Origin of the sequence: Nocardia sp. CY15, from assembly GCF_009829295.1 — a bacterium.
Lineage (GTDB): Bacteria > Actinomycetota > Actinomycetes > Mycobacteriales > Mycobacteriaceae > Nocardia > Nocardia sputi.
This window is the reverse complement of sequence record NZ_VUOT01000009.1, coordinates 102900-124300: the sequence shown is the minus strand read 5'-3', so window position 1 is coordinate 124300 and position 21401 is coordinate 102900. Positions and strand designations below refer to the sequence as shown.

At 69.4% G+C, this 21401-nt stretch carries 19 protein-coding genes; 7 read left to right on the top strand and 12 right to left on the bottom strand.

Annotated features, from left to right (window positions below; all coding sequences use genetic code 11):
• Nucleotides 1-2: 2 nt before the first annotated feature.
• From glpD to GVY39_RS13760, 3 genes are read right to left on the bottom strand one after another with little or no spacing between them, the layout of a single operon-like run.
• Nucleotides 3-1682, bottom strand: a complete 1680-nt coding sequence (glpD, locus tag GVY39_RS13770; RefSeq protein WP_159924250.1) for a glycerol-3-phosphate dehydrogenase — start codon at nucleotides 1680-1682, stop codon at nucleotides 3-5.
• A 49-nt stretch (nucleotides 1683-1731) separates the two neighbouring features.
• Entirely contained in the window at nucleotides 1732-3252 is a 1521-nt protein-coding gene (gene glpK / locus GVY39_RS13765; protein ID WP_159924248.1) for a glycerol kinase GlpK, read from the bottom strand.
• A 36-nt stretch (nucleotides 3253-3288) separates the two neighbouring features.
• The gene (locus tag GVY39_RS13760; RefSeq protein ID WP_159924246.1) at nucleotides 3289-4104 is read right to left on the bottom strand and encodes an MIP/aquaporin family protein; all 816 of its coding nucleotides are present in this window, start codon (nucleotides 4102-4104) and stop codon (nucleotides 3289-3291) included.
• Between the two features lie 260 nt (nucleotides 4105-4364).
• Here GVY39_RS13760 and GVY39_RS13755 point away from each other — a divergent pair, with 260 nt between their 5' ends.
• The 3 genes from GVY39_RS13755 to GVY39_RS13745 all read left to right on the top strand — a co-directional run bounded on the left by GVY39_RS13755 (nucleotide 4365) and on the right by GVY39_RS13745 (nucleotide 7610).
• On the top strand, nucleotides 4365-5129 hold the full coding sequence (locus GVY39_RS13755) for an IclR family transcriptional regulator (RefSeq protein WP_159924244.1): 765 nt from the start codon (nucleotides 4365-4367) through the stop codon (nucleotides 5127-5129).
• A gap of 48 nt (nucleotides 5130-5177) precedes the next feature.
• Complete coding sequence (gene glpK / locus GVY39_RS13750) at nucleotides 5178-6695, top strand: glycerol kinase GlpK (protein ID WP_159924242.1); 1518 nt, start codon at nucleotides 5178-5180, stop codon at nucleotides 6693-6695.
• Between the two features lie 75 nt (nucleotides 6696-6770).
• Complete coding sequence (locus GVY39_RS13745; RefSeq protein WP_236565446.1) at nucleotides 6771-7610, top strand: DUF72 domain-containing protein; 840 nt, start codon at nucleotides 6771-6773, stop codon at nucleotides 7608-7610.
• Nucleotides 7611-7662: 52 nt separating this feature from the next.
• Here the strand turns inward: GVY39_RS13745 and GVY39_RS13740 are convergent, their stop codons facing one another.
• From GVY39_RS13740 to GVY39_RS13730, 3 genes are all read right to left on the bottom strand, one after another.
• Nucleotides 7663-8211, bottom strand: a complete 549-nt coding sequence (locus GVY39_RS13740; protein ID WP_159924240.1) for a YceI family protein — start codon at nucleotides 8209-8211, stop codon at nucleotides 7663-7665.
• A 69-nt stretch (nucleotides 8212-8280) separates the two neighbouring features.
• Nucleotides 8281-8886 carry an FMN reductase gene (locus GVY39_RS13735; protein WP_159924238.1) on the bottom strand — a complete coding sequence of 202 codons (606 nt, stop codon included), beginning with the start codon at nucleotides 8884-8886 and terminating at the stop codon, nucleotides 8281-8283.
• Nucleotides 8883-9977, bottom strand: coding sequence for an LLM class flavin-dependent oxidoreductase (locus tag GVY39_RS13730; protein ID WP_159924236.1), 1095 nt, complete (start codon nucleotides 9975-9977; stop codon nucleotides 8883-8885). Before GVY39_RS13730 ends, GVY39_RS13735 begins: the two co-directional genes overlap by 4 nt.
• Before the next feature lie 406 nt (nucleotides 9978-10383).
• On the opposite strand from GVY39_RS13730, the gene GVY39_RS13725 reads away from it, so the two are divergent.
• Nucleotides 10384-10752 carry an Rv3235 family protein gene (locus GVY39_RS13725; RefSeq protein ID WP_159924234.1) on the top strand — a complete coding sequence of 123 codons (369 nt, stop codon included), beginning with the start codon at nucleotides 10384-10386 and terminating at the stop codon, nucleotides 10750-10752.
• A 362-nt stretch (nucleotides 10753-11114) separates the two neighbouring features.
• On the opposite strand, the gene GVY39_RS13720 is transcribed toward GVY39_RS13725, so the two are convergent.
• A complete protein-coding gene (locus GVY39_RS13720; RefSeq protein ID WP_159924232.1) occupies nucleotides 11115-12023 on the bottom strand; it encodes a cutinase family protein in 909 nt (302 codons plus the stop codon).
• A gap of 224 nt (nucleotides 12024-12247) precedes the next feature.
• Nucleotides 12248-12847: a TetR/AcrR family transcriptional regulator gene (locus GVY39_RS13715; RefSeq protein ID WP_159924230.1), complete on the bottom strand. Its 600-nt coding sequence runs from the start codon at nucleotides 12845-12847 to the stop codon at nucleotides 12248-12250.
• A 107-nt stretch (nucleotides 12848-12954) separates the two neighbouring features.
• Between GVY39_RS13715 and GVY39_RS13710 the strand changes: the two genes are divergently transcribed.
• The gene (locus GVY39_RS13710; protein ID WP_159924228.1) at nucleotides 12955-13974 is read left to right on the top strand and encodes a crotonase/enoyl-CoA hydratase family protein; all 1020 of its coding nucleotides are present in this window, start codon (nucleotides 12955-12957) and stop codon (nucleotides 13972-13974) included.
• A gap of 133 nt (nucleotides 13975-14107) precedes the next feature.
• Here the strand turns inward: GVY39_RS13710 and GVY39_RS13705 are convergent, their stop codons facing one another.
• Nucleotides 14108-16675, bottom strand: coding sequence for an MFS transporter (locus GVY39_RS13705; protein WP_159924226.1), 2568 nt, complete (start codon nucleotides 16673-16675; stop codon nucleotides 14108-14110).
• Nucleotides 16676-16684: 9 nt separating this feature from the next.
• Nucleotides 16685-17182: a MarR family winged helix-turn-helix transcriptional regulator gene (locus tag GVY39_RS13700; RefSeq protein ID WP_159924224.1), complete on the bottom strand. Its 498-nt coding sequence runs from the start codon at nucleotides 17180-17182 to the stop codon at nucleotides 16685-16687.
• 135 nt (nucleotides 17183-17317) lie between these two features.
• Between GVY39_RS13700 and GVY39_RS13695 the strand changes: the two genes are divergently transcribed.
• Both GVY39_RS13695 and GVY39_RS13690 read left to right on the top strand, forming a co-directional pair.
• Complete coding sequence (locus GVY39_RS13695; protein ID WP_159924223.1) at nucleotides 17318-18127, top strand: APH(3'') family aminoglycoside O-phosphotransferase; 810 nt, start codon at nucleotides 17318-17320, stop codon at nucleotides 18125-18127.
• A gap of 240 nt (nucleotides 18128-18367) precedes the next feature.
• A complete protein-coding gene (locus tag GVY39_RS13690) occupies nucleotides 18368-19030 on the top strand; it encodes a hypothetical protein (protein WP_159924222.1) in 663 nt (220 codons plus the stop codon).
• Nucleotides 19031-19126: 96 nt separating this feature from the next.
• On the opposite strand, the gene GVY39_RS13685 is transcribed toward GVY39_RS13690, so the two are convergent.
• A complete protein-coding gene (locus GVY39_RS13685; RefSeq protein ID WP_159924221.1) occupies nucleotides 19127-20182 on the bottom strand; it encodes a phosphotransferase family protein in 1056 nt (351 codons plus the stop codon).
• Nucleotides 20179-21387: an acyl-CoA dehydrogenase family protein gene (locus tag GVY39_RS13680; protein WP_159924220.1), complete on the bottom strand. Its 1209-nt coding sequence runs from the start codon at nucleotides 21385-21387 to the stop codon at nucleotides 20179-20181. The genes GVY39_RS13685 and GVY39_RS13680 overlap by 4 nt, the downstream gene beginning before the upstream one ends.
• Nucleotides 21388-21401: the final 14 nt, after the last annotated feature.

The window sequence follows — 21401 nt, the reverse complement described above, 5'->3', positions numbered from 1 at the left end:
GCTCAGACGACGGCGACCAGCCGTGCGGCGTTGGCGGACACGTCGTCGGCGGCCTGGTTGGCGGCCAGTTCGGCGTGCACCCGGTGGCCGTACCGGGTGATCTCGCGTTCGGTCGCCGCGCCGTCCCAGCCGAGGTGGGCGCCGATCAGCCAGGCCACCTCGGCGGCGGCGGCCAAGCCGCGGTCGGCCGCTTCGATGGAGATGCGGGTGCGGCGGGTGAGCACGTCGTCCAGATGCAGAGCTCCCTCGTGCGTCACCGCGTACACCGCCTCCGCGCCCAGGTACTCCGGAGCGCCGGTGAGCGGCTTGCCCAGTTCCGGTTCGCGGGCGATCAGGTCGAACAGGTCGGTGATCGCCGAGCCGTAACGGCCGAGCAGACGCTCGACCGTCGCCCGGGGCAGGCCCGCGCGCTGCGCCAAGCTGTCCAGGTCGGCGGCGAGTTCGTGGTAGCCCACCGCGCCGAGGATCGGCAGGTGCTCGGTCACCGAAGGGGCGACCGCACGGCCGAGCCCGGCCACCGCAGCGTCCACGACGTCGGCGGCCATCACCCGATAGGTGGTGTACTTACCGCCCGCTACCACGAACAGACCGGGCGCCGGTTCGGCGACCGCGTGCTCGCGGGAGAGCGTGGCGGTGTCGGCCGACGCGCCGGACAGCAGCGGCCGCAGCCCCGCGTAGGTCCCGACGATGTCGTCGCGGGTGAGCGGTTCGCGCAGCACTCGGTTGACATGGTCGAGCAGGTACCGCACGTCGGCGTTGCTGGCGGCGGGGTGGTCCTTGTCCAGCGACCAATCCGTGTCGGTGGTGCCGATGATCCAGTGCCCGCCCCACGGGATGACGAACAGCACGCTCTTCTCGGTGCGCATGATCAGGCCGGTGTCCAGATTCAGGCGGTGGCGCGGCACCAGGATGTGCACGCCCTTGGACATCCGGACGTGGAACGGGAACTCGACGCCGGTCATCCGGTTCATCTCGTCGGTCCACACCCCCGTGGCGCTGATCACCCGGCGCGCGCGGACGGTGTGCACCCGGCCGGTCTCCAGGTCGGTGACCTCCGCGCCGACGACGCGCTCGCCGTCGCGCAGCAGCCCCGTCACTCTGGTGCGGGTGAGCACGGTGGCGCCGTGCTGGGCCGCGGTGCGGGCGATCATCATCGTGTGCCTGGCGTCGTCGACCTGCGCGTCGTAGTACCGGATGGCCCCGGTCAGCGCGTCCTCGCGCAGCGCGGGTGCCAGCTCCAGCGCGCGTGTGCGCGACAGGTGCCGGTGCATCGGCAGCGCGCGTGCGCCGCCGATGGTGTCGTACAGGGCGACGCCCGCGCCGATGTAGGCGCGTTCCCACACCCGGTGCCGCAGCGGCAGCAGGAACGACACCGGGCGCACCAGGTGCGGTGCGAGCCGATGCAGCAGCAGGCCGCGTTCCTTCAGCGCTTCTCGCACCAGCCAGAAATCGAGCTGCTCCAGGTAGCGCAGCCCGCCGTGGATGAGCTTGCTGGAGCGGCTCGAGGTGCCCGCGGCGAAGTCCCTGGCCTCCACCAGGGTCACGGTCAGGCCGCGGGAGGCGGCGTCGAGGGCCGCGCCCGCTCCGACCACCCCGCCACCGATGACGAGCACGTCGATCTCGGCGTCGCCGAGGGAGTTCACCGCGCGGGCGCGGTAACGGGAGTCCAATCGTGCGGACACAGCGGTATCTCTCCTTGTTTCGGTGTTACGGGTAGGTCGGCGTCGCCCCTCATTCGTCGACGTCGATCCAATCGAGGGTGCGGGCGACGGCCTTCTTCCAGCGCGCGTAGCCGCGCTCGCGCTGCTGCTCCGACCAGGTCGGGCTCCAGCGTTTGGCTTCGTTCCAGTTCTGTTCCAGTTCGTCGGTGTCGTTCCAGAAGCCGACCGCCAGGCCCGCCGCGTAGGCCGCGCCGAGCGCGGTGGTCTCCGCGACCACCGGACGCGACACCGGCACGCCGAGGAAGTCGGCCTGCAACTGCATGCACAGCTCGTTGGCGGTGACGCCGCCGTCCACCCGCAGCACATCCAGTCGCACGCCGGAGTCGGCCTGCATCGCCTCGACCACGTCGCGGGTCTGATAGCAGATCGATTCCAGCGTCGCCCGCGCCAGATGGGCGTTGGTGCTGTAGCGGGACAGGCCGACGATCGCGCCGCGCGCGTCCGAACGCCAGTACGGCGCGAACAACCCGGAGAACGCCGGGACGAAGTACACCCCGCCGTTGTCCTCGGCCTGCCGGGCCAGCGATTCACTCTGTGCCGCGCCGGAGATGATGCCCAGCTGGTCACGCAGCCACTGCACCGCCGAGCCGGTCACCGCGATCGAACCTTCCAGCGCGTACACCGGCTTCTCCGCACCGAACTGGTAGGCGACCGTGGTCAGCAGCCCGTGCTGCGACCGAACGATCTCGGTTCCGGTGTTGAGCAGCAGGAAGTTTCCGGTGCCGTAGGTGTTCTTCGCCTCGCCGGGCCGGAAGCAGACCTGCCCCACGGTGGCGGCCTGCTGGTCGCCGAGCACGCCGGACAGCGGGACCGCGCCGCCGAACGGGCCGTCGGGGCGCGTGGTGCCGAACAGATCCGAGTTCGCCGACGGCGCGATCCGCGGCAGCATCGCGCGCGGCACCCCGAACAGCGACAGCAGCTCCTCGTCCCAGTCCAGCGTCTCCAGGTTCATCAGCATGGTGCGGCTGGCGTTGGTCGGATCGGTGACGTGCACGCCGCCGTCGACTCCGCCGGTCAACTGCCACAGCAGCCAGGTGTCGGTGGTGCCGAAGAGCGCGTCACCGCGTTCGGCGTCCGCGGCCACCCCGGGGACGTTGTCCAGAATCCAGCGCAGCTTGCCGCCGGAGAAATAGGTGGCCGGCGGCAGGCCCGCCTTGCGCCGGATGGTGTCACCGTGCCCGGCCCGCTCCAGCTCGGCGGCGATGCGATCGGTGCGGGTGTCCTGCCAGACGATCGCGTTGCAGTACGGCCGCCCGGTCCTGCGGTTCCACACAACCGTGGTCTCGCGCTGATTGGTGACGCCGACTGCGGCCAGATCGCTCGCGTCGAGATCGGCTTTGGTCAGCGTGCTCTGGATGACCGCACGGGTGCGCTCCCAGATCTCGGTCGGATTGTGCTCGACCCAGCCGGGGCGCGGCAGAATCTGCTCGTGTTCGAGCTGATGGCGGGCGATCTCGTTGCCACTGTGGTCGAACACCATGAAACGGGTGCTCGTGGTGCCCTGGTCGATGGCGCCGACGAACTTGCTCATCGAGGTCCTTTCGGAACGTGCTGTCGCGGAGGAGGATCAGAACAGGAATTGGGCGGCCAGACCGGCGAGCGCACCGCCCACCAGCGGCCCGAGCACCGGCACCCAGGCGTATCCCCAGTCGGAGTCCTTGCCGTGTGTCGTCGCGTCGGCCTCGGGAGATGCGACCGGTCCGGAGTCGCCCGCGCCCACCGGCACCAGGACCGCATCCGCGGGGGCGGGCTTGCGCACCGGCAGCAGCGCGTGTGCCAAGCGCGGACCCAGGTCGCGCGCGGGGTTGACGGCGTACCCGGTCGGGCCGCCCAGCGAAGCGCCGATGCCGACGACCAACAGTGCCGCGGCGGCCGGGCCGAGCCCGCTCGGCGTGTGGCCGAAAGTCAGGATGACCAGGACGAGCGTGAACGTGCCGATCACTTCGGTGGCGAAATTCCAGCGCAGGGCGCGGATCGCGGGTCCGGTGGCGAAAACGGCGAGCTTCTTCTCCGCGTCGGTCTCCGCGTCGAAGTGGCGTTTGTAGGCGACGTAGGCGATCGTCGCGCCGACGAACGCGCCGGAGAATTGGCCGCTCAGATAGGCGAGCGTCGTGGAGCCGGAGATCGCGATGCCGGGGGCGAACTCCTCCGCGCCGCTGAACAGGATGCCGATGGTGACCGCGGGATTGAGGTGGCCGCCGGTCTTGTAGGCGACGTAGACGCCGGCCAGGACGGCGAACCCCCATCCCACGTTGATCAGCAGCCAGCCGCCGTCCAGTCCTTTGGACTTGGTCAGCAATACGTTCGCGACCACGCCGACCCCGAGCAGCACCAGCACTCCTGTGCCGAGTGCTTCGCTGAGAAAGATCGAGCCGAAGTTCATCGTTGAGCCTCCGTTCACCCCGCTGGCCGCGGACGCGACCGTGCGTGTCACTGGAAATTACGGCGGAATGCCGGGCCCGGATACTGTCGGCGTTCGACAATGTCGAACGCCTCGACTGGTTGCCGTAAGGCTGGGCCGCTACCGTCCGACCGGTCAGGAGGATGTATGGCGCAGCTCACACCTGGTTTCACTGATGTTGCCCAGGTATTACCAACCGTTCGACATTGTCGAATCGCCACCTGGAGGATAGGTTTCCCGACATGCCGGGTGCGATCCAATCGATCGAGCGGGCGGCGGCCGTCCTACGGCTGCTGGCCCGAGGTTCCGGCCGTCTCGGCGTCGCCGACATCGCGGGTGCGCTCGAGCTGCCGAAACCGACCGCGCACGGCATCCTGCGGACGCTCCAGGGTGTCGGCTTCGTCGAGCAGGACCCGGCGACCGGCAAGTATCAGCTCGGAGCGGCGCTACTGCATCTGGGCACCAGCTACCTCGACGCGAACGAATTGCGCTCCCGCGCGATCAACTGGGCCGACGCGCTGGCGGCTCGCACGGGCGAGTCGGTGCGGATCGGCGCGCCGATGGACGGCGCTGTGGTCGTGGTCCATCACGTATTCCGGCCGGACAACACCGAACAGGCGCTCGAACTCGGCGAGCTCCTGCCGCCGCACGCCACCGCGCTGGGCAAGGTCCTGCTCGCCTACGACATCGACTTGGCCGCGGCGGTCCGCCGCGGCGAACTGGCCCCGCTCACACACCGCACTCTCATCGACCGTGTCGCGCTCACCAGGGCGCTCGCCGGTGTGCGGCAGGCCGGATGGGCGGGCGATACCGGGGAATTCCGGACGGGCGAGGCGGGTATCGCGGCGCCGATCCGGGCGCCCGGTGGCCTGGTGGTCGGCGCCATCGGCATCACCGGTGCGGTGGACCGGCTCTGTGACGCCCAATTGCGGCACCGGCCCGCACTGGTCGGTCAGGTGCTCGACGCCGCTCGCGCGGTATCGCGGGATCTCGGTGCGGGCCACTGAGATCGGTCCGGCCGGCGACCGGCGGATTTCGACGAGGAGCGGGCGAGCGTGAAGCAGCGTTACGTGCTGGCGATCGATCAGGGCACCACCTCGACCCGGTGCATCCTGTTCGATCAGCGCGCCCGGCTGGTCGGCGTGGCCCAGCGGCCGCACCGGCAGCATCACCCGCGGCCGGGGTGGGCCGAGCAGGACGCGCTGGAGATCTGGCGCAACGTCGAGCGGATCGTGCCGCAGGCGTTGCGGGATTCCGGCGTCGCCGCCGACCGGATCGCCGCGCTCGGCATCGCGAACCAGCGCGAGACCACCGTGGTGTGGGATCGCCGCACCGGCACGCCGATCGGGCGCGCCATCGTATGGCAGGACGTGCGGACCGACGAACTGGTCCGGGAACTGGAGCGCGAGCCGGGCGCCGACCGGATCCGCGAGCGCTGCGGTCTGCCGCTGGCCGGCTACTTCGCGGCGCCGCGGCTGCGCTGGATGCTGGATTCCGTACCCGGTCTGCGCGAGCGCGCCGAGCGGGGCGAGGTGCTCTTCGGCACCATGGAGACCTGGCTGATCTGGAACCTCACCGGAGGTCCCGACGGTGGCCTGCACCTCACCGACGTCACCAATGCCAGCCGCACCCTTCTGATGAACCTCAGCACCCTGACGTGGGACGACGAACTGCTGAATTTCTTCGGTATTCCCGCTCGGATGTTGCCGCGCATCCAGCCTTCGACCGCGTCCTACGGCATGACCCGCCGGGTGGTCCCCGGCATCCCGATCGCCGCCGCCCTGGGTGACCAGCATGCCGCGTTGTTCGGCCAGACCTGCTTCGCGCGCGGCGAAACCAAGTGCACCTACGGCACCGGCGGGTTCTTGATGATGAACACCGGAAGCGAGCTGGTGCGGTCCGAGCACGGCCTGCTCACCACGATCGGCTACCAGATCGGACCGGAGCCGGTCTACGCGCTGGAGGGGCCGATCGCGGTCACCGGTTCGCTCGTGCAATGGGTGCGCGACAACATCGGGCTGGTCACCAGCGCGCCGGAAATCGAAACCCTCGCGCGCACAGTCGAAGACAACGGCGGCTGCTACGTCGTGCCCGCGTTCTCCGGCCTGTACGCGCCGCATTGGCGCGGCGACGCCCGCGGCCTGATCGCCGGACTGACCTCCTATGTCACCAAGGGGCACATCGCCCGAGCCGTGCTGGAGGCAACCGCCTGGCAGACCCGTGACGTGGTGGAGGCGATGAACGCCGACTCCGGCCTCCAGGCCGCGACCCTGCGCGTGGACGGCGGCATGACCTCGAACAACCTGCTCATGCAGATCGTGGCCGATGTCCTGGACGTTCCGGTGCTGCGTCCGTTCGTCGCCGAAACCGTGTCGCTCGGCGCCGCGTACGCCGCGGGCCTGGCCGTCGGCTACTGGCCGGATCTGGAAGGGCTGCGCAACAATTGGCGACTGGCCGCGCAATGGGTTCCGCGAATGGACGCGCAGTTGCGCCAGGACGAGTACGAGAACTGGAAGCGCGCCGTCGAGCTGACCTTCGGCTGGGTTCGGCCGCGGAAGCGTGCGCGGCGGTGAGCCCGGAGCAGGGCCGGGTGCCGCCGGAGTGAGCGACCGGCTCCGGTGTCGGGAGGGTGGGTTAGCGTCGAGAACATGCGGCTGAACGTGGGATGTGCGATGTGGACGCACGCGGCTTGGCAGGAACGGCACCTTCCGCCGGGGGAGCGACTGCGCTGGTACGCCACCTGGTGCAACGCCGTCGAGGGCAATACGACCTTCTACGCGACGCCGTCGCGGCGAACGGTGGAATCCTGGGCGGCTCAATGCGATCCGTCGTTCCGCTTCGTACTGAAGCTGCCCAAGCCGATCACCCATGAACGCAGGCTGTCCGGCGTCGAGGAGGAGCTGAGGTCTTTCCTCGCCGCGATGGAGCCGCTCGGGGAGCGCATCCACGCGCTGTGGGTGCAGCTGCCCGGCTCGTTCGGCCCGACGGATCTCGGTGCGCTTGCCGGATTCCTGCGTCAGGCGCCGCGCGCCTACCGGCTCGCCGTAGAGGTCCGGCATCCCGCGTTCTTCGCCGACGAGCAGGCGGTACACCGGCTCGAACACGTGTTGTCCCGGGTCGGCGCCGAATGGGTTCCGTTCGACACCACCGTGCTCTTCGACGGTCCGCCCACCAGCGCGGCCGAACAGGAAGCGGCGTCGAAGAAGCCGCGGGTGCAGCGCCGGATGCGCGCACTGACCGAATACCCGATCGTGCGCTACCACGGCCGCGACGACGTCGAGCGGACCGTCGAGGGTTGGCGCCCGTGGGTCGGCATGGTCGCCGAATGGTTGCGCGAAGGCCGGTCGCCCACGGTGTTCGTGCACACGCCGGACAATGCCGGTTCGCTCGAGCTGGCCCGTCGCTTCCACGACGAAGTCCGCGCCCGGCTGCCCGAGATCGACCGGCTGCCCGACCCCGCTCCGGCCGAACCGATGACCCTGTTCTGAGGAAAAGGACGGTCCCGCAGGAGCACCGAACTCCTGCGGGACCGTCGAGAACTCAGGACCGCAGACCGACCTCGACCTCGAGGGTGAGCGTGATCTTGTCGCCGATCACGGCGCCGCCGTCGGGCAGCGGCATGTCGATGGTGATGCCGAAGTCGCGGCGATTGATCACGGTCTTGGCTTCGAAGCCCGCGACCGGCCCTTGGCCCATGCCGGGGTTCACACCGAGGAATTCCACGTCCAGCGACACCGGCTTGGTGACGCCGCGGATGGTGAATTCGCCGTCCACCACGAAGTCCTCGCCCTTGACCCGGAATCCGGTGGACTTGAACGTGGCCACCGGGAACTGCTCGGCCTGGAAGAAGTCCGCGGTGCGCAGGTGGGCGTCACGCTGTTCGTTGTCGGTGGTGACCGAGTCGACCCGGATCTCGGCCTCGGCCGAGGCGCTGCCGTCCTCGGCGATGACCAACCGGCCGGAGAAGTCGGTGAACCGGCCGCGCACCTTGCTCACCATCAGGTGACGTACCGAGAAGCCGAGGGTGGAGTGGGCGGGGTCGATGACCCAGGTGCCCGCGGTCAGGGTGTTCGTGGTCGTGGTCGACATGGCGTTCTCCTCAAATGGTTGATTTTTGAACTAGTTGGGTAGGGATGGCGCCGGGTGATCGCGAAAAGCTCAGTGGGTGCCGAGCATTTGCGCGAACGGTACCGGCTCGTCGTACGGATCGGCGGCGCGCGCTCGTGGGGTGGTGGTCAGCATGGCGGCGAACTCCCCGGCGGCGCGGTCGATTCTGCTACGCAATCCGCCCGCCGCCGCGGACGCCCAGTCCTCGGACGCCGCGTACACGGAGGTGGGCGCGACCACCGCGTGCAGATAGCTGAACATCGGACGCAGTGCGTGCTCCAACGCCAGCGAGTGGCGTGCCGAGCCGCCGGTCGCGCCGAGCAGCACCGGCATCCCTGCCAGCGCGTCCGGTTCCAGTACGTCGAAGAACGTCTTGAACAGGCCGCTGTAGGAGGCGTTGAAGATCGGCGTGACGGCGATCAACCCGTCGGCGCTGGACACGCTGTCGATCGTCGCGCGCAGAGTACCGGGGGCGAATCCGGTGAGCAGGTTGTCGGCCAGATCGCGGGCGTGCTCACGTACTTCGACGACGTCGAATGTCACATCCGCACCGGACGCGGTCAGTGCCTCGCCGGTGGCGGCGGCGAGCCGATCGGCGAGCAGCCGGGTCGACGAGGGCTGGGACAGGCCCGCGGAAACGATCGCGATGCGGGTCATCGGGTCGCCTCCAGGGCGGCGTCGCGGGCGGCGACCAGGCTCGCGTGCGTCGGCGCGTCCGGAACATGCGCCGGGCGCAGCGCCGCGAATTCCTTGCGCAGCACCGGGACCACCTCTCCGCCGAGTAGGTCCAGTTGTTCCAGCACGGTCTTCAGCGGCAGCCCCGCGTGGTCCATCAGGAACAGTTGGCGCTGGTAGTCGCCGAAAGACTCCCGGAAGGTGAGCGTCTTGTCGATGACCTCCTGTGGGCTGCCGACGGTGAGCGGTGTCTGCTCGGTGAACTCCTCCAGCGAGGGGCCGTGCCCGTACACCGGCGCGTTGTCGAAGTAGGGACGGAACTCGCGTACCGCGTCCTGTGAGTTCTTGCGCATGAACACCTGTCCGCCGAGCCCGACGATCGCCTGGTCGGCCGACCCGTGACCGTAGTGCTCGTAGCGCTGCCGATACAGCGCGATCAGCCGCTGGAAGTGTTCTTTCGGCCAGAAGATGTTGTTGGCGAAGAATCCGTCGCCGTAGTAGGCCGCCTGCTCGGCGATCTCCGGGCTGCGGATCGAGCCGTGCCACACGAACGGCGCTACGTCGTCCAGCGGGCGCGGCGTCGAGGTGAACGACTGCAACGGCGTGCGGAACTTGCCCTCCCAGTCGACCACGTCCTCGCGCCAGAGCCGGTGCAACAGGTGGTAGTTCTCGATCGCCAGCGCGATGCCGTCGCGGATGTCCTTGCCGAACCAAGGGTAGACCGGTCCGGTGTTGCCACGGCCGAGCATCAGGTCCACCCGTCCCTCGGACAGGTGCTGGAGCATGGCGAAGTCCTCGGCGATCTTCACCGGATCGTTCGTCGTGATCAGCGTCGTCGCGGTGGAGAGTTGGAGCCGCTCGGTGCGCGCCGCGATGTAGCCGAGCATCGTCGTCGGCGACGACGGCACGAACGGCCGGTTGTGGTGCTCGCCGGTGGCGAACACGTCCAGCCCGACCTCTTCGGCCTTGCGCGCGATCGTCACCATGGCCGTGATGCGCTCGTGCTCACGCGGCGTCCGGCCGGTCGTCGGGTCGGTCGTCACATCACCGACCGTGAAGATTCCGAACTGCACGACGCCTCCTTCGTTCCCAGTCTGACTCATTTTGGTGGATATGGCAACCAATGCAACCGTAGGGGGTGGGCGGGTATTCCCGGTGTGGTGGTGTGGTCGCTTCTCTCCCGTACCCCGGTGGTGGCGAGCCCGGCTGGATTCGGGTAGCCGACTACGCGCGATTTTCGGTGCCGTGTCCGCAGAATCGGTCGCCACGGGTTTGGACGCACCGGAGGCTGAAGGGATTCGTATGACTGGTTATCGCGATTGGTTGGCGCCTGCTCCTAATCCGGAGCCGCCGTTGGACAGTTGTCGCGGCGCCGAGGCGCGGAGCGCGCCGCGCGATCCGGCGGTCGCTCGGGCGCTACCGTGCCGGCCGCGACCACGCGCGGGCTCCGGGCGGGCGAGTGCCGGTGTACGCGGAGCGGTGCGTCGCGGGCATGCGTCCGCGACGTCTATCGAGAATGAGACACGGGCGCAGGCATGCCGGTTCGCCGAGTCGGCGGTACGAATCGTCCTCGAGGTGCTCGACCGCAGGCGACCGGTGCCACAACTCGCCGCGGTCGCCGACGCCACGGTCGTCGCCGCGGTGCGCACGTTGATCGGCGCCGGTCTCGTGCCGGGCAGCGCTCTCGGTGCGGCGGTGCCGATCCGGGTGAGCGTGGTCCTCATGGATGCGCGGACCGCCGAGGTCTTCGCCGCGTACGGCCGCGGCAGTCGTCGTTTCGCCTTGGCGGCGCGCATCGTCCGGACCCGCTCTGCCGGCTGGCGGCTGACGGCCCTGCGTATCCGATGACGCGGCCCGAAGCGCTCAGCCGAGCTGAATGGGTCGGCGCGCCATGTCGGACCAGTACCCGGCAGCCGTGCACCAGGACACGGCCCTCGACGTGTCAGCGCAACCCGCGCGCCAGTACCACCCGCTCGATGTGGCGGCCTCGGCCCCGCCGATGACGATGCGCGACGCGCCTCTCCCGCGCCGCGTGCGACGAGCACGGCGCGAACGGATCGGCGCGTGGAGGGGCGAGCGGGCCGCCGGCGCTGTGCGCCCGCAGTCCAGCAGCACGGCCGAGTCGCTGAGCGGCCAGCACCTCCGCGCCCCTGCCACAGGGCGCCGTCGCGGACGGGGTGGGGAGGTCGCGCGCCGACTCGCCCGCTGACTCAGGCCAGCGAGGCCAGCCAGTCGTGCATCCACGACAGGGCGGTAGCTCCGCCGCCGACGGGGTAGCTGCCGTAGGCGGTGTGCGCCTCGGAGCGGTAGAACTCGTCCAGCAGCCGCGCGCGTTCCTGGTTGGCCGACTCCGACAGCTGGCTCTGCAGCACCGGGAGTCCGCCGTTGGACATCAGATCGCCGACGATGGCGCCCATTTCGAGCTGGTAGCGCCAGAGATAGGCCGGGTCGGGATAGGAGGTCTGGGCCAGGAAGCCCGCGAAGCGGGTCACGAAATCGTCGGAGGCCGTGGAGCAGTAAAGGTCGCCGATCGCGCAGATGGTGCGGGTCTGCGGGGTGAGGAAACCGAATCCGCCGATGCGCGGGCCGCCCGCTCCCGCGCCGCCCACCGGCGGGCCGACCAGCGCATCGGTGGGGGAGCGGCGCGGGTCGGACAGGAGTCCGACCGCGACGATCCGATGCGGTGGCACCACGCCGATGCCGGTGCCGATCTCGGCGGCGAGATCGCCCGCGGCGTCCGCACCCTGGCTGTAGCCGAGCAGCGCGATCTTGGTCGCACCGCATTCCCTGGCCATCGCCGCGATCAAGCCGCGGGCATTGTCCGCGGCTTCGCGCTTGGAAGCGCCGTAGACGTCGCTCTCCCAGGGGAACGCGGTCGCGGCGTAGCTGACGTAGTCCACGCGCACCGAGGGCGGCAGGCCATTGGTGACTCCGGCCAGCATCCCGGGCCCGGGTCGCTCGTTGTCCGGATGGTCCGTGGTCTCCCATGTTCCCGGGATCGCTACGACGTACATGCTCGGACAGTCCGGTGTGGCGAGGGCGGGTCCGCTGCCCGGTCCCACACACGACAGCGCCATCGCCGTGATACCGATGGCCGCCGAGATCCACTTCGATCGCATGGCGTTTGCTCCTGGTAGTCCACGCGCCGCAGGCGCTCCCCGGCAGGAATCGGCCTCCGCCGGAGCCGTGCGGTGGTCGAACCCGGCCCCGTCGAAGGCTGCATTGAGACTCGCTGGTCTCAAAGTGCAGCCAGGATAGCGAGAGTGTGGGAGACAGCACAATCGAGTGGATGAGTGACGCGCATCACAGCGGATTGAGTCACGGCGGCGCTTGATGATTGCTATCAGCCTTGTGTGAGCAAGACGTTCATGGCCTGCGCCCATTGATCGATGGTTGCCGTGGCGGCGCGCTCGGTGGTGCGCAGTGGGCGGGACATCGCGGTGCCGCGCAGTATCGCGATGGTGAGATCGCGAACGGCCGGATAGCGCGGATGGGCGACAATGTCCGGATCGAACAGGGTGTCCACTACGCGGTGCAAGTCGCGCCCGGCTTTTCGTTCGGCCGCGCGCAACGCCTCGGCAAGCGCGGGATCGGTCCGCGCGGCCGCCCACAGTTCGAATTCGGCTTGCGCCGCCGGCCGGGTCATCGACTCGTACAGGGCGGTCAAGGCGCGCACGGTGGGATCGGCCCCGGCGCCGAGTCCGGTCGCGACTTCGCGAACGGCCGCCTCGTTTCGCGCGACCAGATGGCCGACCAGTTCGGCGATCAACGCGCCGATGGTCGGGAAGTGATGCAGCAGCGCTCCGCGGCTGACACCGGCCGCGCGCTGCACGGACAGGGTGGACAGTGCCCGGTACCCCTGCTCGGCCAGCAGGTCGGCGGCGGCCTCGAGGATGCGAACCCGGGTCGCCCGCTTCTGCTCCTCGCGCACTCCGGCCATCATCGTCTCCCTCCGTCCACGGCGACATTTTCACAGTCAATGTTGACTGTCAAATGGTCGGTGCACCAGACTGCGAAGACAGGTGCCGGACGACGTCGAAGGGAACAGCGATGACCGACAGTGACATCCAGGCCGATGACGGTGCGGGCGCGTGGTATCGCGATTGGACGGAGACGCCGGATTCGCCGTGGACGGGCCGCCCGGAGCCGGACGCCGCGCGCGAGTACCGGACACTCACCTACGAGCGAGACGGCCGTATCGCGCGCATCACCTTCAACCGCCCGGACAAGGGCAACGCCATCACCCCCGACACCCCGCAGGACCTGGCGCACGCGGTCGAACGCGCCGATCTGGACCCTCGGGTGCACGTGATCCTGTTGTCCGGGCGCGGCAAGGGATTCTGCGGGGGATACGACCTGAGCCTGTTCGCCGAGCAGAGTTTCGCGGTGGCGGGCGGTCCCGGCGACGCGGCGGGGACGGTCGTCGACCCGGTGGTCCAGGGCCGCAACCACGACCCGGCGCGGACCTGGGATCCGATGATCGACTACGCGATGATGAGCCGGTTCAATCGCGGTTTCGCCAGCCTGATGCAGGCGAACAAACCGACCGTGGCCAAGCTGCACGGCTTCGCGGTGGCGGGCGGCAGTGACATCGCCCTGTTTGCCGACCAGATCATCTGCGCCGACGACGCCAAGATCGGCTATCCGCCCACCCGGGTCTGGGGCGTTCCCGCGGCGGGAATGTGGGCGCATCGCCTCGGTGACCAGCGCGCCAAGCGCCTGCTGTTCACCGGGGACTGTCTCACCGGAAAACAGGCGGTCGAATGGGGCCTGGCGATCGAATCCTGGCCCGCCGACGAACTCGACGCGCGCACCGAGGAATTCGTCGCGCGCATCGCGCGCATGCCGATCAACCAGCTGATGATGGCCAAACTGGCGCTGAACTCGGCGCTGTACGCCCAGGGAGTGGCGAACTCCGGCATGATCAGCACCGTCTTCGACGGCATCTCCCGGCACACCAGGGAGGGCTACGCCTTCCAGGAGCGGGCCGTCACCGCGGGCTTCCGCGCGGCCGTCCGGGAACGCGACGAACCGTTCGGCGATCACAAGCGGCGTGGGGCGCGGGAGTGAGCCGCTGCTGATCGGACATCCTCGTGCGAGGGCGGCGGCCGCGTCCGGATGCCGTCGGATCGAGAGACCACCGGCGCAGGAGCACGCCGGGAGCGGTGATCGATCCGCCCGCGCCCGGCGTCCTTCCAGCGGCTCAGCGGATGGGCGGCGTCTTTCCGGTTTCCTCGTCCTCGAGGTCGTAGCCGAGCCGCACGTCATGAGCGACTTCGCCGCCGCTCACCGTGATCCGGCTGGTCACCGGGGGGTAGCCGCGCGCAAGGACCGTGTAGTCGCCTTCGGCGAGATCCGTGACGACATAACGCCCGTGCTCGTCGGTGCGGGTCGTCGCGGTGGGCACGCCCGCCGCGTCGAACACGCTGATCTGCACGTCCGAGACCGCCCGCCCGTCATCCGACCACGCCGATCCGGCCAGCACCGCCATCGGCGCGAGCTCGATGTCGTGGTGCAGCAGCCCGCTGTCCGGCACGGTGAGCGCGGTCGCGCTGGGCCGCATGTGCTCGGCGACCGCGACCAGGGTGTAGGTGCCGGGTACCACGCCGTGGCACACATAGGCGCCGTCGGCCGCCGCGCTCGCGGACCTGACGACCTCACCGTCCAGGTCGGTCAGTGTGACGGTCGCGCCCGGCAGCGGTTCGCCGCCGGTGCCCGACCGGACCACGCCGGACACCTCGCCGGAGCCGAGCAGCGTGATGTCGACCTGCTGCGGCCGCTCGCCCACGACGACATTGACCGCCGCGGGCTGGTGCCCGGCGGCCGACACGATCAGCACGTAATTGCCCGCGTCCGGCGCCCCGAGGAGGTAGCCGCCGTCCGCGCCGCCGCTCGTCCGGGCGGCTTGCCGTCCGTGGTGGTCGATCAGGGTGAGCGCGGCAGCGGGTACCGCGCGGCCGTCTTCGCGATGGACGTAGCCGCCGAGTGAGCGGCCTTCGTACTCCGCGCCGTCGAAGCTCGCGCGTGGCTCGCGCCGGTGCGCGCCGTTACCCGCGGGATCGCCCGAGGCGTAACCGCTCGCCGCCGCGGCGAGTACCGGCTCCGGTTCCGACAGCGCCCGCGCGGCGCCTTCCCAGACTTCATCCGCGTCCCAGTGCGATCCGACGGCTTCCGTCTCCTCGATCGGTGCCTGCGCGACGGGCACGGGATCGTCGCGCAGCGGAATCTCTTTCATGAACAGCAGCACGAAGCAAGCGAGCAGCGCGACTCCGGCCGCCGCGTAGAACACGCCGTGCATGGAGTCGGTGAAGCCGGTGAGGATGGGCGCCTTCAACTGCTCGGGCAGCGCCGCGATGCCGCTGGTGTTGGCCTGCATGGCACTGAGCTGGTCGGCGCCGAAGCCGGGCGGTAGCTCGCCGCCGAACGCGTCGATGATCCGGTGCGGCAGCAGGTTGAACAGGATCGTCAGGAACACCGCGACGCCGAGCGTGCCGCCCATTTGCCGGAAGAACGTGGCCGACGCGGTGGACACACCCATGTCCGAACGGGGTCCGGCGTTCTGCGCGGCGATGATCAGCGTCTGCATGCAACAGCCGAGCCCGAAACCGACCACGCCGCCGTAGGCCAAGGGTTGCCACAGCGGGCTGTCGTAGTGCACCTGCGCGTACAGCAGCGCGCCGACCGCGACGATGAACGTGCCCGCCACCGGCAGGATCTTGTAGCGACCGGTCACCTTGGTGATCCGTCCGGCCAGCTGTGAGCCGATCGTGATGCCGAGCACCAGGGGAAGCATCAGCAGACCGGCTTTGGTCGGCGAGTAGCCGCGCACTACCTGGAAATACTGCGGGACCATGGTGATTGCGCCGAACATCGCGACGCCGACGATGAACCCGCCCACGATGGTGACGCTGAAGGTCGAATTCCTGAACAAGCGCAACGGGATCAGCGCCGAGTCCTTCATCAGGAACTCGACCAGGACGAACAGCAGCAGGCCGGCCGCCCCGATGCCGTAGCACAGCAGCGACCGCTGCGCGGACCATCCCCAGTGACGCCCCTGTTCGGCGACGATCAGCAGCGGCACGACGCCGATCGCCAAGGTCAGCGCGCCGAACCAGTCGATCCGGTGATTCTGGCGCTGGTGCGGCACGTTGAGCACTTTGGCCACCACCAGCAGGGCGAGCAGGCCGACCGGAACGTTCACCAGGAACACCCACCGCCAGCCTTCGATGCCGCCGAGCTGTTCGTAGTCGGAGAAGAAGCCGCCCAGCACCGGGCCGAGCACCGTCGCGGTACCGAAGACCATCATGAAATAGCCCTGGTAGCGCACGCGTTCCCGCACGGGGACGATATCGCCGATGATGGTGAACGCCAGCGACATCAATCCGCCCGCGCCCAGGCCCTGGAACGCGCGGAACGCGGCGAGCTGGTACATCGACGTGGCGAAAGTGCACGCCACCGACCCGATGACGAACAGGCCGATGGCGGTGAGATAGAAGGGCTTACGGCCGTAGATATCGGCCAGTTTGCCGTAGAGCGGCGTGGTGATCGTCGCGGTGATCAGGTAAGCGGTGGTCGCCCAGGCCTGTTCGTCGAAACCGTGCAGGCTGTTGGCGATCCTGACGATCGCGACGCTGACGATGTTCTGGTCGAGGGCGGCCAGGAACATGCCGAGCAGCAACCCGGACAGGATGGTCAGGATCTGCCGGTGGGACAGTGACGTGTCCGCGCCTGCGTCCGGGTTCCGCGGAGCCCGGGTGGTGGAATTCGTCATGGATGGGCCCTATTTCGGATCGGCTGGGTGTCGGGGAGTGGTCTCTATTCCTGCGGTGAGCCGGTCGAGCAGAGCGGTCAAGGTATCGCGGTCCGGTGCGGGCCAGTCGGCCAGGATGCCCGCCAGCCACCGGTTGCGCAGCGCCCGGTTCTCCTCGAAGACGCGAACGCCCTCTTCGGTGGCCGCCAGCACGCACGCACGGCCGTCGACCGGGTCGGCCCGACGCTCCACCAAGCCGTGCGCCACGAGCGATCTGCTCTGTCTGCTGATGGTCGAAGCCTCGGCGTGCAGCAGCTCGGCGAGTCTGCCCGCGCGCTGTGGTCCTTCGTGCACCAGGCAGAACAGCACGGAGTAGGCGAGTCGCTCCAGCCCGTCCGGCCCGGGCCGGGCAGGCTGCCACTTCGCCCGGTTGAGAGCGCGCATGAACCGGACCAGCCGCTGACCGAGTTCGTCGGCGGCCGCGAGTTCGGCCGCTGTGACCGGGCGCTCGCGAGCGGTTGCGGACATGACAATCACCTCGACGTTCCCCACCGGCAGATTTGTTTGGCAACGACAACTAGTTGCTTTTGGCAACTATACATCTCGGTTGCCAGAGGTCTGCGAGGTGGGTCACTCCCGAGCCGCGTTGCTACCGTCGATGGCGTGTCCGAGTCGCTCGTCCGCTTCCGCGCCGCCTTGCCGCCCGACCGCCGATGGGAGCCGGTCGTCGGCGGGGAGTCCGACGCCGTGGTGTTCCGGTCCGCCGACGGCGCCCGTTATGCCAAGTGCGTCGATCCCGGTGGGGTCACGGCGCTGGAGTTGGAGCGGGACAAAATCGCCTGGCTCGGCGGCTACGGTATCCCCGGTCCCCAGGTGCTGGACTGGCGGACCGGCGACGGCGGCGCCTGCCTGGTCACCAGCGCCATCCCCGGCGTGGCCGCGGACGCTGTCGGCCCCGACGCTCTCACGCGCGCATGGGAGTCCATCGCGGACGCGGTGCGACGCCTGCACGATGTGCCCACCGGAGAGTGCCCGTTCGACCGAGGCTTGGCGCGGATGTTCGCGATCGCCCAGGATGTGGTGGCCCGGGGTGCGGTCCATCCCGAATTCCTCCCCGAGGAGCAGCAGGACACCCCGCCCACCGTCCTGCTCACCAGGCTGGCCACCGAGTTGGCGCCGAGGATGATCCAGGAGTCCGTCGAAGCCGTGGTGTGTCACGGCGATCTGTGCCTGCCCAACATCGTCCTCGACCCGGACACGCACACGGTCGCGGGTTTCATCGACCTCGGCCGCCTCGGTGTCGCCGACCCGTACGCCGATATCGCTCTCCTGCTGGCCAATTCGCGGGAGTCATGGCAGGACGAGCGGCGCGCCGAACACGCCGACCGGGCCTTCGCCGACCGCTACGGCATTGATCTGGACGCCGAGCGTCAGCGTTTCTTCTTGCATCTGGACCCGTTGACTTGGGGTTAGCCGGGGCATATCGCGGGCTCGGCCGGCACGGGCGGGCGTGACTGCGAGCGCACCGACCGTTCGGTCCTGATAAACCGGTGTTTCCGTGCTCCGGGGCAGCTGGGCGTGGTTCGGTCTTGTCTGTTGAGCATTTGACCGACAAAATCCAGGGAAATATGCAATGTTGTTATTGCGCAACGGCATTGAGAGGGAACCCACGGTGGCCGAGTAGGCACCGGTAAAAGGGGGTGCGGCGAGATCATGTCGTCGAACACATCCGGGCCCGGCGGCCGACGCGCCCGCCCGGGCCAGGTCCGGGCCGAACGTGTGCCCACGTGGCCAGGGATGCTCTCCGCCCACGAGCCGCCGTCCCACCGGCGCGGGGCGCCGCGCGATCGCCGCCGCGCTCGTCGCGGCCGACGCCGCGCTTGGCTGGTCGGAGGTGTCGGGCTGGCCGCCTCGCTCGCCGCCGCCGCGCTGGTCCTGGTCTACACGGGCGCGGCCTCCGCGCCACGGCAATCGGCCACCGTGGCCGACCCGGTGCTGGGCGGCGGCCCCGGCTGCGAGCCGACGCGCGGCGAACAGCTGGTACGCGGCAACGGAACCGGCTCGACGGCCTCCGGCGCGGAGGTGATCCTGGCCTTCCAGCATGCCTACTATGTGGCTCGCTCGGGCGCGGTCGCGCGATCGCTGACGGTGCCCGACGCCGCGGTACCACCGGTGGGCGTGATCGACGCGGGCATCGCCTCGGTACCAGCGGGAACCCAGCACTGCGTCATGATCACCCCCATGCTCGACGGGCGCTACGACGTGGTGATCACCGAGTTGCGGCCCGACTCCGCCAACCGCACCTATCGTCAGTTCGTCACCGTGGCCACCGTCGACGGCAAATCCACCATCATCAAGATCGCCGCGCCGAACTGAGCCGCCCAGCGCGGTGACTGCCGCGGACCGGCGAGCCGGACGGCTCGACGCTCGAGACGCGACCGCCGACGAGCATTCGGCGACGCCGCGTCCGCGCTACTCGAGCCCGGCGACCTTCCGGCAGCGCCAGTCCAGGTAGTTGATCAGCATCCAGAAGTCCTCGAACGCCGGGTTGGTGGTCTGCCCGTGGTGGTAGCGGTAGTAGATCTGCTGCGCGATGACGGCTAGGCGGAACAATCCGAAAACCTCGTAGAACGGCCAGTTCTCGGCGGAACGGCCGGTGCGCGCGCAGTAGTGTTCGACGATCTGGGCCCGCGTGAGCATGCCGGGCAGGTGACTGGGTTGGCGGCGGGAAGCCCGCATGACCTCGTCGTCGTCGGCCTGCACCCAGTAGGCCAGCGCGCCACCGAGATCCATCAGCGGATCGCCCAGGGTCGCCATCTCCCAGTCGAGTACGCCGACGATCGCGCCCGAGCCCGACGGGTCGAGCACCAGATTGTCGAGGCGGAAGTCGTTGTGGATGACGGTGGTGGCGACGTCCGCGGGCTGGTTGGCGTCGAGCCAGGCCATCACCGCGGCGAAATCGCCGACATTGTCGGTGCGGGCGTCGACGAAGCGCCGCGACCAGCCCGCGACCTGGCGGCCGACATAGCCCGCGCCCCGCCCGATGCCGGTCAGTCCGGCGGCCACCGGATCCACCTCGTGCAGTTCGATCAAGCAGTCGAAAGCCGCGGTGGACAATCGCCGCGCCTGGTCGGGAGACAGGCTCATGCCCTCCGGCAGATCGCCGCGCAGAATCGTGCCGGCCACGCGCTCCATCACATAGAACTCGCTGCCGATCACATCAGCGTCGGCGCACCGGGCCACCATCCGCGGGACGTAACGATAGTGCGGGCGCAACCGCTGCTGCACCAGGAACTCCCGGCCCATGTCGTGCGCGGAAGCCGCCTTCTTGCCGGTCGGCGGGCGGCGCAGGATCAAGTCGCGGTCCGGGTAGCGCAGCAGATACGTCAGATTGGACGCGCCACCGGAGAATTGGCGCACCTGCGGCGGCTCGGCCAGACCGGGCACCTGGCCGGCGAGCCAGGTGTGCGCGGCGTCGACGTCGAAGGCGTCCTCCGGCCGGACGGCGGCGGCCTCCGTCGCGCTCACCGGTCGCTACCGTACTTCCGTAGCTCTTGGCGCGCGATCAGGTTGAGGTGTACCTCGTCGGGGCCGTCGGCGAAGCGCAGCGAACGAATGCCCGCGAACGCGCGCGCCAGCGGGAAATCGTCGGAAAGTCCGGCGCCGCCGTGCAACTGGATCGCCATGTCGAGCACCTCCTGGGTCATCCTCGGCACGACCGCTTTGATCTGGGAGACCTCGCTGCGCGCTCCGACCAGGCCCTTGGTGTCCAGCAGCCAGGCCGTGTGCAGGACGAGCAGCCTGGCCTGATCGATCGCGACGCGCGCGTTGGCGATCCGCTCCCGGTTGCCGCCGAGATTGGCCAGCGGCTTCCCGAACGCGGTGCGCGAAAGGCTGCGACGGCAGGCGAGTTCGAGCGCACGCTCGGCCAAGCCGATCGCGCGCATGCAGTGGTGGATGCGGCCGGGCCCGAGGCGGCCCTGGGCGATCTCGAATCCGCGTCCCGGCCCGGCGATCACGGCGTCCAGCGGCAGGCGCACGTCGGTGAAGGTGACTTCACCGTGGCCGTAGGGCTCGTCCAGGTAGCCGAAGGTGGTGAGCATCCGCTCGATCCGCACGCCGGGGGTGTCCAGCGGGACCAGCACCATGGAGTGGCGCTGGTATGGGTGCGCCTCCGGGTCGGTGAGGCCCATGAAGATGACGAATTTGCAGTTCGGATGGCCGACGCCGGTGCTCCACCATTTGCGGCCGTCGAGCACGATCTGATCGCCGTCCACTACGGCGGTCGCGGCCATATTGGTCGCGTCGGAGGAGGCGACCTCGGGTTCGGTCATGCAGAACGCCGAGCGGATCGTGCCTTCCAGCAGGGGGCGCAGCCACTGTTGGCGCTGCTCCGCGCTGCCGTAGTGCAGCAGGACCTCGGCGTTGCCGGTATCGGGCGCGTTGCAGTTGAACACTTCCGGCGCCCAGCCGGAAGCGCCCATCGCCTCGGCCATCGGCGCGTAGTCGACGTTGGTGAGGCCGGCGCCGAGCTCCGGGTCGGGCAGGAAGAGGTTCCACAGACCCGCGGCCCGCGCCTTCTGTTTCAGTTCCTCGACCACCGGCGGGACCTCCCAGGGCGACTCCCGCAGGAAGGCGGCGTGCTCCTCGTCGCGCGGCTCGATCTCGTCGCGCACGAACTGCCGCACCTGATCGGTGAGGCGGACGGCTCGGTCGGAATGCGTGAAATCCATACCCATCCTCGAGG